This window comes from Halalkalibaculum sp. DA3122 (genome assembly GCF_043951865.1).
Classification (GTDB): domain Bacteria; phylum Bacteroidota; class Rhodothermia; order Balneolales; family Balneolaceae; genus JAMQKA01.
In genome coordinates this window covers 1-16,140 of sequence record NZ_JBINJF010000020.1, presented here as the reverse complement: position 1 = coordinate 16,140, position 16,140 = coordinate 1, and the positions used below count along the sequence as shown (strand labels likewise).

Annotated in this window: 13 protein-coding genes; 12 read left to right on the top strand and 1 reads right to left on the bottom strand. The window is 47.0% G+C overall.

Going from position 1 to position 16,140, the window contains the following annotated elements:
- Positions 1–242 precede the first annotated feature (242 nt).
- From ACG2F4_RS13185 to ACG2F4_RS13160, 6 genes are all read left to right on the top strand, one after another.
- Positions 243–737: an endonuclease domain-containing protein gene (locus tag ACG2F4_RS13185; protein WP_395261346.1), complete on the top strand. Its 495-nt coding sequence runs from the start codon at positions 243–245 to the stop codon at positions 735–737.
- Between the two features lie 228 nt (positions 738–965).
- Positions 966–2,297, top strand: coding sequence for an ATP-binding protein (locus tag ACG2F4_RS13180; RefSeq protein ID WP_395261345.1), 1,332 nt, complete (start codon positions 966–968; stop codon positions 2,295–2,297).
- A 198-nt stretch (positions 2,298–2,495) separates the two neighbouring features.
- Positions 2,496–2,930 carry a response regulator gene (locus tag ACG2F4_RS13175; protein WP_395261344.1) on the top strand — a complete coding sequence of 145 codons (435 nt, stop codon included), beginning with the start codon at positions 2,496–2,498 and terminating at the stop codon, positions 2,928–2,930.
- Positions 2,931–2,940: 10 nt separating this feature from the next.
- Positions 2,941–6,402 carry a PAS domain S-box protein gene (locus ACG2F4_RS13170; RefSeq protein WP_395261343.1) on the top strand — a complete coding sequence of 1,154 codons (3,462 nt, stop codon included), beginning with the start codon at positions 2,941–2,943 and terminating at the stop codon, positions 6,400–6,402.
- Between the two features lie 222 nt (positions 6,403–6,624).
- On the top strand, positions 6,625–6,963 hold the full coding sequence (locus tag ACG2F4_RS13165; protein ID WP_395261342.1) for a DUF6787 family protein: 339 nt from the start codon (positions 6,625–6,627) through the stop codon (positions 6,961–6,963).
- A gap of 506 nt (positions 6,964–7,469) precedes the next feature.
- The gene (locus ACG2F4_RS13160; RefSeq protein ID WP_395261341.1) at positions 7,470–8,588 is read left to right on the top strand and encodes a trans-sulfuration enzyme family protein; all 1,119 of its coding nucleotides are present in this window, start codon (positions 7,470–7,472) and stop codon (positions 8,586–8,588) included.
- A gap of 74 nt (positions 8,589–8,662) precedes the next feature.
- Here ACG2F4_RS13160 and purU read toward each other — a convergent pair whose 3' ends face one another.
- The gene (purU, locus tag ACG2F4_RS13155) at positions 8,663–9,499 is read right to left on the bottom strand and encodes a formyltetrahydrofolate deformylase (RefSeq protein WP_395261340.1); all 837 of its coding nucleotides are present in this window, start codon (positions 9,497–9,499) and stop codon (positions 8,663–8,665) included.
- Positions 9,500–10,000: 501 nt separating this feature from the next.
- Between purU and mnmE the strand changes: the two genes are divergently transcribed.
- The 6 genes from mnmE to ACG2F4_RS13125 all read left to right on the top strand — a co-directional run bounded on the left by mnmE (position 10,001) and on the right by ACG2F4_RS13125 (position 16,074).
- On the top strand, positions 10,001–11,416 hold the full coding sequence (gene mnmE, locus ACG2F4_RS13150) for a tRNA uridine-5-carboxymethylaminomethyl(34) synthesis GTPase MnmE (protein ID WP_395261339.1): 1,416 nt from the start codon (positions 10,001–10,003) through the stop codon (positions 11,414–11,416).
- Between the two features lie 149 nt (positions 11,417–11,565).
- Positions 11,566–12,693, top strand: coding sequence for a phage integrase SAM-like domain-containing protein (locus ACG2F4_RS13145; protein WP_395261338.1), 1,128 nt, complete (start codon positions 11,566–11,568; stop codon positions 12,691–12,693).
- Entirely contained in the window at positions 12,690–14,480 is a 1,791-nt protein-coding gene (locus ACG2F4_RS13140; protein ID WP_395261337.1) for a hypothetical protein, read from the top strand. Before ACG2F4_RS13145 ends, ACG2F4_RS13140 begins: the two co-directional genes overlap by 4 nt.
- Positions 14,481–14,720: 240 nt before the next feature.
- Positions 14,721–15,005 (top strand): helix-turn-helix transcriptional regulator, encoded by a 285-nt coding sequence (locus ACG2F4_RS13135; protein WP_395261336.1) that lies wholly within the window; start codon positions 14,721–14,723, stop codon positions 15,003–15,005.
- Positions 15,005–15,532, top strand: a complete 528-nt coding sequence (locus ACG2F4_RS13130) for a hypothetical protein (protein WP_395261335.1) — start codon at positions 15,005–15,007, stop codon at positions 15,530–15,532. The genes ACG2F4_RS13135 and ACG2F4_RS13130 overlap by 1 nt, the downstream gene beginning before the upstream one ends.
- 32 nt (positions 15,533–15,564) lie before the next feature.
- Complete coding sequence (locus ACG2F4_RS13125; RefSeq protein WP_395261334.1) at positions 15,565–16,074, top strand: phage/plasmid replication protein; 510 nt, start codon at positions 15,565–15,567, stop codon at positions 16,072–16,074.
- The last annotated feature ends 66 nt before the right edge of the window (positions 16,075–16,140 follow it).

Here is a 16,140-nt window from a genome sequence, read left to right as displayed (position 1 = left end):
AACAGGGTCTAGACACATAAAATGAGATCGGAAAACTACCACCTTATATCCTTCTACACCTCCTTCAAAGGAGGAAGATTCTTGCTTAATTAGAGCACAGTACATGTAATCTGAAGAAGGCAACAGAAGAAATGAATGTTTCACAGTAATTCATAAGCAAACAAGTTCCCCCTTCCAAAGGGGGTTAGGGGGATTTAGCGATAGATATCTTTGGCAAGTACCATAAAATAGATTTCCATAATTTGAAAAATGACTTGCCGCGCACCCGCTCGGGGAGCTTACGAAACGGGCACTACATCCCCCAAAACCCCTTCGAAGGGGGAGTAATTAGCTATTATTGGAATATGGGTTTTATTAAGTACAATCCAAAGCTAAAAGAACGAGCACGGGAGCTGCGCAAGAACAGTACTCCATCAGAGGTTGAACTGTGGAAAGGACTGCGAGCAGGTAAGATGCTTGGATATACGTTTAATCGTCAAAAGCCATTAAATAATTATATCGTGGATTTTTACAATAAGTCATTGAAACTTGTAATCGAAATAGATGGCGATAGCCATGACGAAAAGCAAGTGTACGATAAAAAGCGCCAGAAAAAATTAGAGTCTTTGGGCTGCACTGTTATCCGATTTAACGACGATGATGTGATGAAACATACTGACGGTGTTTTGTACAAAATTGAACAAACGATCAAGAAATTAGAAAAAGATAAGAACATTCCCCCTTCCAAAGGGGGTTAGGGGGATTTAGCGATAGTGAACCCTGGCAAGTACTGTGAAGATAGATTTCCAGCATGTAACAAATAAGCCTGCCGGGAAACCGCTCGGGGAGCTTGTAAAACAGGCACTACATCCCCCTGCCCCCCCCCAAAGGGGGATTTCGTGCGGGTATTTTAGTTTGTGATCTAATTTGAAGGTGGCAGCGAATAAAATTCAGACTTTTAAAAAGTCTCAGATTAACCCAATACCATGTTGAGTGACTACTGGAACAAATACAAAACCCATATCTATGCCAACTGTACCGACCCGGAGGCCCGGCGCAATTCGGTGTACTACTGGCAAAACCGGATGTTTGCGGCCTCGGCGATCTATATTATCCCGCTGAGCCTGGTGGCTGTTATTCCGGGCCTCTACATGGCCTACAAAATGGATCTCAAGCCGCTGCTGCTGGTCGACTTTATCGCGATAAGCACGGTTCTCAGTATCGCTTTTCTTCCAAGAATTTCAGTCTTTACGCGCAAAATACTTTTTAACGGCGTGCTGTACCTGGTCTCGGTTGTGCTGCTTCACTACCTGGGGTCCAGCGGGCCGGGCCTGCTCTACCTGCTCGGCATCTCTGTCTTCGTGGTCCTGAGCCTCGACCGCGTGTACGGGTTGATCATGCTGGCCCTCAATACCCTCATCTGCATCTATTTTGCGCTGGCTATCCACTACGGCTTTGCCAGCACGGTGATTCTGTCGGAATACCAGCTGGATGCCTGGATTGCGATCTCCGCCAACCTCGTATTCCTCAGCGGCACCGCGGTGCTGTTGATTCCCAAGTTGTTCGAGGGGTTGCAGTCTGCTTTTGACGAGCAGGAGGAGCTGAGGAGAGAGCTGGAGGATACCGTGGATGACCTGAACGCCAAAAACGAGGAGCTGGACCGGTTTTCCTACATCGTGTCGCACGATCTCAAGGAACCGCTCCGCATGGTGCGCAGCTTTATGGAGCTGCTGGAAAAAAAGTATGGTGACCGGCTGGACGACAAGGCGCACAGCTATATCCACTACGCCACAGACGGGGCCGACCGCATGAGTACCCGCATCAACGACCTGCTGGAATATTCTCGAATCGGGCGGAAGTACACCTCCTTTGAAGTGGTTGACTTGAACGCCGTCCTCGAGGAAGTGACCGGCTTTCTCGATGCTGAAATTAAAGAAACCGGCGCCCGGGTCACCGTTCCCGACCTGCCATCGATCAAGGCGGTGCCGGTGGCGATAAAAATGCTGTTTCAAAACCTGATGGCCAACGCCCTGAAATACCAGCCGGCGGGTCAGCGCCCGATCCTTGAGATAGCGTACCGCGAGGAGGAGAAGCACTGGCAGTTTTCGGTGTCCGACAACGGCATCGGGATCGACCCGGAATACCACGAGCAGATTTTTGCCGTATTCAAACGCCTCCATACCGCCGAAGAGTACGGGGGGAGCGGCATGGGACTGGCGATCTGCAAAAAGGTGGCAGAGCAGCACGGCGGCGATATATGGGTGGAGTCAGGGAAAGGAAACGGAAGTGTATTTCACTTTACCATTCGTAAATGGTAAGTTATGCAACTTATAAGAGAAAAAAATATTTCCAATAGAAACGAAAGCACAGAGGCTTTATTCAATAGAGGAAGGATTGAGAACGGTCCCCGCTAATGGGATCACAACCTGTTGAGCGTACAACAATTTAGGATACAGCTGTCGAAGCGTGGCCGAGGTGCTGTTACCATCATATAGAATTAATTTCCGGCAATTATTATGGAACCGATACACATTTTACTGGTGGAGGACAACCAGGGCGATATTGTGCTCACCACCGAAGCGTTGGAAGAGGGACAGATAAGCAACTCACTGTCAATAGTACGGGATGGATGGGAGGCGATTCAATACCTGGACCAAAAGGAGGGGTATGAAGATGCAACCCCGCCCGACCTGGTGTTGCTGGATATCAATCTGCCCAAGATTAACGGGCACGAGGTGCTGAAGCACATAAAAAGCAGCCCGGAGCTAAAACAGATTCCCGTGGTGATGCTGACCACTTCGTCCGACCAGGTGGATATCAAAAAATCGTATGAAAATCACACCAACTGCTACATCACCAAGCCGGTGGATATGGATAATTTCATGAAGGTGATTTCATCTATCGAGGATTTCTGGATCTCCATCGTCCAGCTTCCGACTAAAGTAAGATAGTGTAACAAGTATGGCAGCGTTAGAAAAGGAAATTCGGCTTTTGGTCATAGAGGACAATCCCGGTGACTATTTCCTGATCCAGGAATACCTGCTGGAGAAAATCGAGGAACCTCACCTGAAGCACGTAACCACTCTTGCGCAAACAGAAAATGCCCTGGAGGATCACCTTTACGATGCGATCCTGCTCGACCTTGCGCTGCCGGATGCCAGCGGGGAATCCTTGGTACAGCAGGTGGTGGCGATGTCGAAGGATATCCCCGTCATTGTACTTACCGGGTATGAAAATGAGGCATTTGGCCTTAAAACCCTGGGTATGGGTATCGCAGACTACCTGCTGAAAGATGAGCTGACGCCCTTTTTGCTGTACAAAAGCATCTCGTACAGTATCGAGCGGAATCGCGTTAACCGTTCGCTAAAAAAATCGGAAAAGAAGTACCGGGAGATTTTCAACCTGTCGCCCCAGCCGATGTGGGTATATGACCTGGAAACGCTGGCATTCCTGGATGTCAATCAGGCCGCCACCGATCACTACGGCTACAGCAGGCAGGAGTTCCTGGAGATGACGCTCGAAGATATACGCCCCAAAGAAAAAATACCCGACCTTATTGAAGCGGTGGAGCTGTCGCGCGGCAGGGATCAGTTTTTTTATGAGGGGGTGTTCCAGCACCTGACGAAAAGCGGGAAGCTGCTGGATGTAAAAATCAAAAGCAATATCATAGAGTACCAGGGGCGCAAAGCCGAAATGGTACTGGCGGAAGATATCACGGATCAGCTAAAAGCCGAGCGCGAACTGAAGCTCAGCGAGCAGAAGTTCAAGGCCCTGGTCCAGGAGGGAGCGGATATCATCTCCATTCTCGATTCAAAGGGCCGGTACAAGTACTCCAGTCCCAACCACCGGCAGATTACCGGCTGGACCCCCGGTGAGCTGAGCGGGACAGAGGCCGCCGATTATATTCACCCGGAAGATTTAGACGCCCTCTACGAGGCATTTGAGACCCTGGAACACAACCAGAGCAAGCAGCTGCAGCCGTTTCGGTTCCGCCACAAGGAGGAAGGGTGGATCTGGTTTGAATGCGTGGTTTCCGACTTGACAGACGATCCCGCCATCGGTGGATATATCATCAATACCAACGATATCACGGAGCAAAAATACTACCGGGATCTTGAAAAGCTGGAACGCGACGTGCTGGAGATGAATGTCCGCGGCGAGGATACCATCCGGGATATCGCCCGTGAATTTATCCTGGGTATCGAGCAGCTTCATCCCAGGGGCATCTGCTCCATAATGCAGCTAAAAGAGGGGGCGCTCTGCAACTTTGCTTCTCCCGGTCTCCACGATGGATTTCTTGAGGCCATTAATGGAGTACCAATTGGACCGGACATCGGGACCTGCGGGGCGGCCGCCTTTAACAAAGAGCTTGTTATCACGGAAAACATATTCGAAGATCCGAACTGGAAAGCATTTGCTGATATCGCAAAAAAATATAATCTGAGCTCTTGCTGGTCGCAGCCGGTTACCAACAACCAGCAGGAGGTGGTGGCTACTTTTGCCGTCTATTACCGGGAGCCCAATACCCCGAACGAGCTTGAACTGAATACGATCAAGCGTGCAACGCATATCCTCAGGATGCTGTTTGAAAGTTTTGAAAAGAAAAAGACGGAGCGGCAGCTGGCTCTTAGCGAGCAGCGGTTCCGCTCGCTGGTGCAGGACGGCTCCGACCTGATTGCGATCCTGGATCAAGAAGGCACCTACAAATATGTTGCGCCCTCCTCCATCCCGGCGTTGGGGATCTCCCCGGAAGAGTTTACAGGCACCAACGCCCTCGACTATATCCACGAGAATGACCGGGAGCGTATCGCCGAGATAATCGAGAACCTGCCGAGCAGGGAGCGGGCGGAGATCAAGCCCTTTCGATTCAGAAATGCCGGCGGCGATTGGCGATGGGTGGAGACGATCATCACCAACATGCTGGAAAACCCGGCGGTCGAGGGTTTTGTGGCAAACTCGCGGGATGTGACAGAACGGATCGAGCGCCAGCAAAAATTAAAAGAGAGTGTACACCGGTATGAAATCGTCGCAAAGGCCACCAGCGATACCATCTGGGACCTGGACCTTGAGGAAGATACCATCCGCTATAACAGGAATATCTACAGCATGTTTGGATATGCCAGGCAGGAGGTCAAGAAGGTGGGGGAATGGTGGCGCCAAAACTTACACCCGGAAGACCGGGAAAAAGTGCTGAACCAGATCGAGAAGACGCTGGCGGCAAACAGGAACCGGTTCCAGCTGGAATACCGGTTTCAATGTGCCGACGGCAGCTACAAGGATATTTACGACCGCGCATTTGTGGTGACCGACGACAAGGGGGAGCCGGTCCGCATCATCGGGGCGATGCAGGACGTGACCGAGCAGAAGGAGGAAAAAAGGTGGCTCAAGCTGTTTGAGTCGGCTGTGGCAACCACCAGCGAATCAGTGGTGATTATTGAGGCGGAGCCCACCGATCTGCCCGGCCGGAAAATACTGTATGTCAATGACGCCTTTTCGAAAATGACCGGGTACTCCAGGGAGGAGGCGACCGGCAATACCCTGCATATCCTGAATGGTCCCGAAACCAGTCAGGCGAAGCGCGACAAGCTGAGGGAAGCGATGGAACGGTGGGAATCCTGCGAAACGGAATTCATTAACTACACGAAAGAGGGAGAAAAGTTCTGGATTCATGTTTCAATGGCCCCCGTAAAAGAAAAAGATGGGGAATACAGCCACTGGGTGTGCGTGGGCCGGGATGTCACCAACCGGCGGCAGCGGGAGCGGGAGCTGAAGGTTTCGCTGGCCGAAAAGGAAACCCTGCTATTGGAGATCCATCACCGGGTCAAGAACAACCTGGCCGTGGTCTCCGGCATGATGCAGCTGCAGGCGTTCGGTGAAGAGGATGAGCGGGTTCGCCAAAAATTGATCGAGAGCGTCAGCCGGATCCAGACGATGGCCTCGATCCACGAGTTGCTCTACCAGTCCGAAAGTTTTTCCAGGCTGAGTCTGGATGAAAATATTGAGCAGCTTGTTTCTACAATCATCGATACAGTCCAGGTTGCGATAGACCTGGATGTGTCGTATAAGCTGGATCCGGTCATACTCAATATCAACCAGGCGATTCCCTGCTCTCTTATTGTGAATGAAGTGGTCACCAACGCGCTGCAGCATGCATTTAATGGAAGAGATATCGGCCAATTATGGATCGATCTTGATGAGAAGAAGGATCGCATCGAGGTCAGGATAAAAGACAACGGCAGGGGACTGCCCGACAATTTTGGCACCATTTCCCTTGATAACTCCCTCGGCCTGAAGCTGATTGACACCCTGGCTACCCAGCTGGATGGAACGTATTCGTATAAAACGCAGGAACCGGGTGCCCTGTTTACCCTCTCCTTTGAAAAGGCGGAGGTGAAAGGAGTCGGTAATGTACACCTGAAATGAGCGGGCCACTACTGCTTTGAACCCGGGGTTGTCCTCCGGGAATAATACCCCCTGCAACGCTTTGAACCTTCCGGCGTAATTCCTACCTTCCGCCCGTTGACCTCTCATGTTAACGAACGGCAGCGCAGGCCGGGAAAGCGCGCAGCGACCCGGTCACGGCAGAGTCGATGAGATGTGGTCATTCGGTCAGCACAAAACAGATAAATAACAGCTATTCAAAGTATGATCAGATACGCGATACAAAACATCTTTAAAAAGATAGAAAGCCGGTGGGGCGTCGAGAGTTACCGGCACCTGGCCGTTATTCTGTGTGTGTTTTTGATCTCCGGGTTGACGGCTTTATATGTGCGCAAACTCGCTTTTGCGTGGCTGGAGTTTGGCCGGCAAACCCCGCTGTGGGAAGAAGCCCTGGTGTGGGTCGTTTTTGTGATCCCCTCCTATAATATCGTGCTGCTGTTATACAGTTCTGTGGTGGGTCAGTTCGATTTTTTCTGGCGGTTTCAGCGAGACAATTACCTGCGCATCAAGGACCTGGTAACGCAATTTTCGATGAGGAAATGAAATGGCCTCCCCGGACCAGCCTGCATTTATTACCAGTAAATTTAACTTGATTCTCGTTGGAAATACGGACAAGTGTACTTAGCTCTTAAAAAGTAAAGCATCACAGGTTGGGTTGTTGAGTTATTGAAGACTACTGCCATGAGAAAGGGACAATCTTGATCTTTTGAGCAAGCCACTCTCTTAATTACTTCTCGTGTTCAAGAAGAATATTTGGGGTGTAAAACGAGCTAAAGATACAGTTCCGTACTTCATCCCGGGGGTTTAAATTCGTACCTTCGGTATGCCCCTGGCATTATGACAATGGAGCTTTGGAGAACCAGTAACTTTTTCAAAACTCTTTAAGGGACCTTTGCGGAACCTGCTATTTTGCTGGGAGGTAGTTGTACTACCGACCCTGGTGATCTTTTAACGGGAGTACAACGCCCTCAGAACGAGGAATTGAGGGTTGTGCAAAGCCCTCTTTAAAATAATTTCCAATTAACCCACAGTTTACAGCAAGGTATTCTATGCGTCTTGAAACGAAAGCGATCCATGCCGGACTCGATGTACTGAAGGAATCCAAAGCGGTAGTTCCGCCGCTGCAGACGAGCACTATTTTTGAACACGATAAAGAGGGGCACAAGCCCGGTGACCTGACCTATACCCGGGCCCAAAATCCGAACCGGGCCCAGCTTGAAGTGCTGATCACGGATTTGGAGGAAGGGGCTGCCACCGCCACCTTTGCCTCCGGGGTAGCGGCAGCGGCGGCCGTATTCCAGGCACTTGAGCCCGGTAACCACGTGATCATGCCGCAGGATGTCTATCACGGCAACCGTCTGTTGATCAAGCAGTTGATGAGCCGGTGGGGCCTGCAGGCCGATTATGTGGACACGACGGATCTCAACAAGATAGAGGAGGCGATTAACAAGCAGACAAAATTGATCTGGCTCGAGACCCCCTCCAATCCGCTGCTGCTGGTTACCGATATCCCGGCAGTCTCGGAGCTGGCCGGAGAGCACAATATTTCGGTTTGCGTGGATAATACCTGGCCGACGCCGGTCAACCAGCTGCCGCTGGAGCTTGGGGCGGATCTCTCCCTGCACTCCACTACAAAATATTTTGGAGGACACAGCGATATCCTGGGCGGGGCCGTCGTGGCCAGGCGGGAGGACTCCTTTTTTGAACGAATCCGCAGTATCCAGATCACCGCCGGGGCCGTACCCTCCCCGAGGGATTGCTGGCTGCTCTCCCGCAGCATCCGAACCCTGCCCTACCGCATGCGGGGACACAACGAAAATGCAATGAGGGTGGCTAAATTCCTGCAGGGCCATGCAAACGTTGAGAGGGTGTTTTATCCCGGCCTGGAAAGTGACCCGGGCCACGAGATCGCCCGCAACCAGATGAGCGGTTTTGGAGGAATGGTCTCGTTCCTGTACCGCGGAACCCGGGAAGAAACCATACAGGCAGTAGGGCGTTCTAAGCTGATAATGCGGGCTACCAGCCTGGGGGGCGTGGAAAGTACGTGGGAGCATCGCCGCAGCAGCGAGGGTGACGACTCAACGACCCCACAAAACCTCGTGCGCATCAGCGTGGGACTGGAACACCCGGAAGACCTTTTGGAAGACCTGGCACAGGCGCTGGGTTAACAGGGCAGACTGGCTAACTAACCAGCTTTCCTTGTTCCCTTTTTGATTATTCAAAAAGAGATACTCCATCCGGGTTAATCAAACACAATCGTCCGGTTGTTGTGGATAAAGACCCGCTCTTCAAGCACCAGCTGCAGTGCCCTGGCCAGCACAACCTTTTCCACATCGCGACCGGCCTGGGCCATCTGGCGTGCCGTGTAGGTGTGGTTGACCGGCGTCACATCCTGGGCAATGATCGGACCTTCATCCAGGTCTTCCGTCACAAAATGAGCCGTGGCCCCAATAATTTTGACTCCTCGCTCAAACGCCTGGCGGTAGGGACTGGCACCGGCAAAGGCCGGCAGAAAGGAGTGATGGATGTTTACAATGCGTTCAGGATATTGATCGATAAATTCAGGTGTAAAAATGCGCATATATTTCGCCAGCACCAGGTAATCGGGATCATACTCATTGATGATCTCCGTAATTTTCTGCTCATGGTCGCGGCGGCTTACCCCTTCGTGACTCACGCAGTGAAACGGGATGTCAAACGAATCCGCAAGCGAACCCAGTGTGGCATGATTGCTGATGACCGCCTTGATATCTGCAGGCAGCTCACCATACCGGTACCGAAGCAGCAGGTCTCCCAGGCAGTGGGGCTCTTTGGTGGCCATCACCACCACCGACCGATTGCCCCTGGGCGTCAGACGGATATGGGCCGCATCGGGCAGTACGCTGTTCAGGTCCTGCTCAATCTGGCCGGAGTTGTCAGATCCCTCAAAAGCCGTTCGCATAAAGAAGTGATCGGTGGCGGCATCGACAAACTCCTGGTTACTGATGATGTTCAACCCGTGATCGTACAGCACGCCGGTGATTTTATGAACCAGTCCCTTCTGGTCGGGACAATCGATTAACAGTACTTCCTGCTCCATAATAATTGTTCATTTCTGTTGTTCAAATGCGGGGCGTAAATTACGAGTAATAAGCAAAACAGCAAGAAATTGTTATGGTTCTGTAGTAATAAAATTCGGGTACTGTTCTGTAATATTAACCTGAATTCGACTTAGTGATCTCAACCAGAATGCCTGTTTGCCTTGAAATGACAGGAAAACAGTCCCTCCTCGAGGAGGGTGGCCAATTGCATGGGTCTGGCGATTGCGTCGGGAGTTGCAGGTCTGACATAGAGAATAACACCCCTCCCGCCTTTGGCGGGGCTCCCCTCAAGGGGAGAATAAAGACCTGCCCCAAGAAATTAAGAAACAATGTTAAAGCTGGAAGATATATCTAACTCGCGTTAATATTACAATAAAGGAACACCGGTAACGGCGTCCTTTTTTATATGGGAAAATGCTTGTTAAACCGCTTCCAAAAAAACTCTGAGGTCCTGATAAACAGGCCTGATTGGAGGTTCCAAACACGTTATATTTTGATCTATGGCACAACAAACTCAGCAGCAACAACCGACGACCGAACAACGTGAAATCACCCAGAAGGAGCCGATTGCGGCCATTGCCACGCCGATCGGGGAAGGCGGAATTGCGGTGATCCGGGTATCCGGGAAGAACACGATTGAGCGGGTAAACCGGGCGTTCACGGGTACCGATCTGAACCAGGAAAAGAGCCACACCGTGCATTTTGGTAAGATTGTGAACAAAAAGGGAGAGGTCGTGGATGAAGTGTTGGCCACACTGTTTCACAGTCCACGGTCCTATACCGGAGAAGAGACGGTGGAGATCTCCTGCCACGGCGGGGTGCTCGTCACGCAGGCGGTGCTGGAAGCGGTGCTGGCCCTCGGTATCCGTTCGGCGGAGCCCGGCGAATTCACCCAGCGCGCCTTCCTCAACGGCAAGATGGAACTCAGCCAGGCGGAAGCGGTGGCCGACCTGATCCACGCCAAAAGCCAGAAGGCGATGGATGCGGCCCACCAGCAGCTGGAGGGGCGGCTGGGCGAGCATATCAAGAAATTTCGACAGCAGATCATCGACGCCACGGCGATGGTGGAGCTGGAGCTCGACTTTATTGAGGAAGATGTCGAATTTGCCAACAAGGAGCAGTTGAAAGAGCTGTTGCTGGCCCTGGATGCCGAGATTGACCGCCTGCTCGACACCTACGAAACCGGCCGGCTGGTAAAACATGGGGTGCGTACGGTGTTCATCGGTCAGCCCAACGTGGGCAAGTCGACCCTGCTGAACACGCTGGTGGGCAAAGACCGGGCCATCGTCACCGATATTGCCGGCACCACGCGCGACACTATTGATGTAGACTGGAGTTACGACGGCCTGCTTTTTAAACTCACCGACACCGCCGGACTCCGCGAGACCGAGGATCTGGTGGAGGCCGAGGGCGTCAAGCGTTCCCAGAAGGCGTTTGAGGATGCCGACCTGGTGGTCTACCTGAAGGATCTGTCCAGGAAGGGGACCCCGGAGGAGCGAAAAGAGATCGGGACTTTCCAGAAAAAAGCGGGAGATACGCCCTTCCTGCTGATCGGTACAAAGAATGACATTGCGCTGGAGGTGGAGGATGAACGGATGGCGTATGATCTCAAAATATCGGCCCTGGAGGGCGAAAAGATCGAGGAGCTGAAAAAGCTGATGAAACAGCGCGCCCTGGAAAACAAGGACTACGACACCTCAAGCCTGCTGGTTACTTCCAGCCGCCACCGGGAGGCTTTGCTGAACGCGCAGGAAGATGTGCAAAGTGCCATCCAGGCCCTCGAGCAGGGAATGACCGGCGACTTCCTCTCCATCGACCTGCGCGCCGCCCTGAAAGAGCTCGGCACCATCACCGGCGAAATCACCAACGAAGATGTGCTGGACAGTATCTTTTCACGGTTCTGTATCGGTAAGTGAAGTAGTTTTCTGTTCTTTGGCTAACTCCTTTTAATCCTTTCAGTTAGCCTGATTTAAGCACATCTTATTTATACTTGTTTTGTTGTTATTTATCAATTCTTTGTTGTTATATTGTTGTTAGAATCAATTAGCAACAAATAGCAACAAAAATGAAAGTACATCTCAGGCAGAGAAAGCAGACTAAGAAAGGTAAGATCAGCCTTTATCTGGAGTATTATAAAGGCACTATCAAAACAGATGAAGGGAAGACCAAAGTTCTGAGAGACTATGAGTATCTGGATTTATATCTGATTGATAATCCTCAGACTAAGCAAGAGAGACAGACCAACAAAGAGACTCTGGAGCTTGCCAAAAGCATTAAGGCAAAAAGAGAGTTGGAGATCAAAAATAACCAGTATGGCTTTAAAAGAACAGGCAATCAGAAAGCTGATTTTGTGAAGTTCTTTAAAAAGCAGAGAGATAAAAGAGAGGATAATGAGAATACCTGGAGTAATTGGGATTCATCTATCAAACAATTTATTGACTATGCTGGTGAGAAAGTGCCGTTCAAAATGATTGATGAGCAGTTCTGTGAAGGGTTTAAAGATTATCTCTGTAATGTGGAGAAAACCTCTGGGGATACTCTGGCAACCAGTACTATCTCCTCATACTTTGGTAATTTCAGAGGAGCACTCAGGCAGGCAGTTAAGGAAAAAGTAATTCCTCACAATCCAGCCAAAGATGTAGAACTGCCAACTGTCAAAACTCCTAAAAGGGAATACCTAACAAGAGAGGAGCTTAGAGCAGTGGCCAAAGAGGAGTGTAGGTATCCTGTTCTTAAAAGAGCCTTTCTATTTGCCTGTTTAACAGGTCTCAGGTGGTCTGATGTACAAAAGCTTACTTGGTCTCAGATTGTAGAGTCTGAGGATGGCTGGAGGGTTATTTTTCACCAACAAAAAACTGATGGACTCCAGTATCATGATATTCCTGAGAATGCACATCAATATTTAGGAGAAAGAAAAGCGGATGATGACAGGGTGTTTAAAGGCCTCAAATATTCATCATATATGAATGTAGCTCTCCAAAAGTGGATGATGAAAGCAGGAATAACCAAAAATATAACCTTTCACTGTGCCAGACATACCTATGCAATCTTACAGCTGGAATTGGGAGCAGATATCTATACAGTCAGCAAGCTGTTAGGCCATAAGAATTTAAAGACTACTCAGATTTATGCTGATATCCTGGATAAAAAGAAGAGAGAGGCTGTTAACCGCTTAAATGATATTGAGCTATGAAAACAGAGGAATTCTTTGAGCAAATTCTTAGTGGAGAGTTGAAAGAGCTGGATATCTATAATCATGCTCAATCGTTAACTGATGATTTTCAGGATGACAAACTCAATTTACTTTGGAATGAATACTGGGAATATCTTAATAGGAATAAATCCTTTAGGACGCAGATAAGTAGCTTAGATGATTTTATGCCAGAAGATCCTTTTGAGTATAGGTTTAAACAATTAGGTAAACTGCTATCAGAGAAAAGAGACAATACCTCAGCCATTTATGATCAGTTGTCAAAAGAAGATACTGAGTCAGCTAAATGGTTAAATAGTATTCAAAAGAGAGATACCTATAAATTTTTTGAAAAAATAAATAATGGAGAAATATCAGAGTCAAAGCAATGGAATTACATTGAAAATCAAACAGATTATAAATTACAAAAGTTAAAGGCTTTAAGGCATGATTTGGATGAATATTTGCTTATTAAAAAAGCTCCTTTTCTTCAGAATATTGATGATCAACAAAAAAAGGACGTGATAGATAAATACAATGACAAGGGATGGGAATTGCCAATAATTGAGCAAATTTATGACCCAAAATTGGATAAATGGAGAGATAGAAAAGGAGATGAAAAGTTTGATACAGATTCAAAGAAATATAAGGAGGAGATACTACCTGAATTATTAGACTTAGAAGCTATCTTTTTTCCAGATAAATTCAATAACATAAATCACTTTGAACTTAAGTTATTGCAAAAAATTGAAGAGGTAGAAAATAAAACTGAAATAGAATCAGTAAGTTCTAAAACTCAGCATAAATCTAATAATACTATTCAGCAAGAAAATAATAGTATTAGCTTCTCAGTATTGGACAAAATTGTATATCTAACAGGTTACTGGTATCATGGAAATGAATCAGCCATTGATGAATTACTAAGGAACTCAACTGATTTTATTGAGATCACTGAGAAGTTTGAAAAGGAGCTAAAAAGAAACATCGTCTTAGCTCAGTCTGATTCATCATTAAAAAGACTTTTCAAGCATTATTTACTTGAAATGAATGATCTTTATAGAAGTGAAAATAAAATTCAGGATTTAAAATCCTATGGCAATTCACCTAATTCACACAAAGGAAAATATAGGAACTACAGATTTAAAAGAAGTAGAGATGATGAATATACAGAAGCTGATGAGTTTCAGAATTATATCTTAGCAAAAGATGAGTTTTTGAGCATCATCTTTGAAAGCCTCAGAAATAATATACACAGAACTGGACTCTCAATTTCTTATTTTGAAAAGGAGCTTAAGAACTCATTTCTATTTTTAGATGGTGAATTAATAAGGGAGTTTAATATTGCTAAAGATATTGAAGGTATTTATAAAACTGATGAGACTTTAAATCAAAACCACATCAACTGGCTTAAATCTGATGATTCACTGGAGCAGTTTATAGAGGCACTAATAAAGCAGAAACTAATAGAGGAAAGAGAGTCTGAGGATATCATCAAAGATCATTTTGAGCCTGTCAGAGAGCAGATTATAGAGCCTGAGCCTATTGAGTGGCTTAATACTCAGGCTTTACTTGCTTATATGATTGATGAACTGAATGAAAATCATATACAGACCAATAATATTTGGAAGGATACAGCTCCTCACTTTTCAGTAAATGGACAAACTCCAAAGAATCTTAGGCAATCTGCTAAAGGTTACAGAGATAATGAGACTGGTAGGAATGGAGGCTTAATTGGCAAGCCTAAGAATCATCAACTCATAGACAATATTCTCCAGAACCTACCTGAATAAAGCCCCCCTATCACTTAAAAGCTTTATCCTACATTACATAAATCGCTATATCAGCTTTTTTTCTCTCTCTGACTTCTGAAAAAACTATAAGGGATAGATAATACTTTTACCATTTACAGCCCCTTTACAGTAAAGGCTGGTCTATTTTTATGCTTTCCTGAGTTGTTAATATTTGGAATGCAATTGCAAAAAACTTCAGACCGGCCGGTCTATTATTTCCAATTTTAAACCATAGGAATAATGGACTCTGTAAATTTAGACCAAAGACTAACCAAAATAGAAAATCTGCTATTAGAGCAGAAAACAGTACTAAATTTTAATGAAGTAGCTGAATATACAGGCCTATCAAAAAGCTACCTGTATAAGCTCACATCTACAGGAGGTATTCCCTGTTATAAGCCAACAGGCAAGAAAATTTACTTCAAAAAGGATGAGATAGATCAATGGCTCCTCACTAACAAAAAGCTTTCATCTGATGAAATAGATGAAAAGGCTGAAAACTATATCCTGGGAGGTGGCCAATAATGAAACAGGATATAGCCTATTTCAAGTTTTTGAACTTACCAGAGCCGATAAAGAAAGCCAACAATATCAGGTCAAAAAAGAGGCTGGATTGTATTCAGTACTCAGGAGATTACAAAGGCCTGGATTGTCTAAAGAATAATAAAGGAATGCTCTTCTTTTATAAGACTCCAGCCAGAGAGTTTGTTAATGCCGATTCTCAAAGAGTGGCTGAATGGAGTCTCACTAAATCCAGCCTCAATGTTACCAGCCTTTTTATAGAGGATCTGGACTATCCAGAGCTGGCTTATGGGTATCCTAACAGCTCCAGACTGCTTAACAATGGAGATAAAAATCCATTCTATCCATACAGGAATGATGGCTATTTGTTCATCATGAATAAGGATATTACAGAACTGGAGATGCTGGTTATTCCAGACAGCAGAAACCTGATTAGATCCTTTTATCAACTTTTGATAGATGGAGAGTTGGACTCAAACATCAATCAACTCAGACAGCAAGCTCAGGCCTTTTATGACTATGGTCTATAGTAGTAAGCTGTTACTGATGACAAATTTTGTTAATGATGTTTGATTCTTTAAAGCTATATCTAAAACAGGAGAGAGCCAGTAATACAGATTTGCTGGCTCAAACTCCTGTCCATTTAGAGAAGATAAAAGAGCATAGGCAAACTGGCAGAATACACTATTCAGGTAAACTTAAAAATCTGAGTATTTATGTATCTGAGAGAGGAGTTTCCATAAGAGGGAGCCTGGCTAAATACTACCTGGATGATAATCTCCAGACCTTAACCAGACAGGATACTGAGCAGGCAATAAATAAACTCACTGATGATCTTCATATACCTGTAAAGAAAGCTGATGTATTCAGAATAGATTTTGCTTATAATTTTGTCATGAAATATGAGCCAACGATTTATTACAACTATTTAGGAGGCAGTCAATATTTCAGCAGATTTAGACAGCCTAAGAGCCTTTATTATAAGAATGGTAAAAGGACTAAGCTTTTTTATGATAAGCGGTCTGAGGCTAAAAATAAGGCTGTGGAATTGCTACAAAAAAATGGACAGTGAGTTAAGCCAGATCATGCAGCCAGTTCTTGTTGTTGGGTTAAATAATCTTGCATTTCCGCAGGCGTG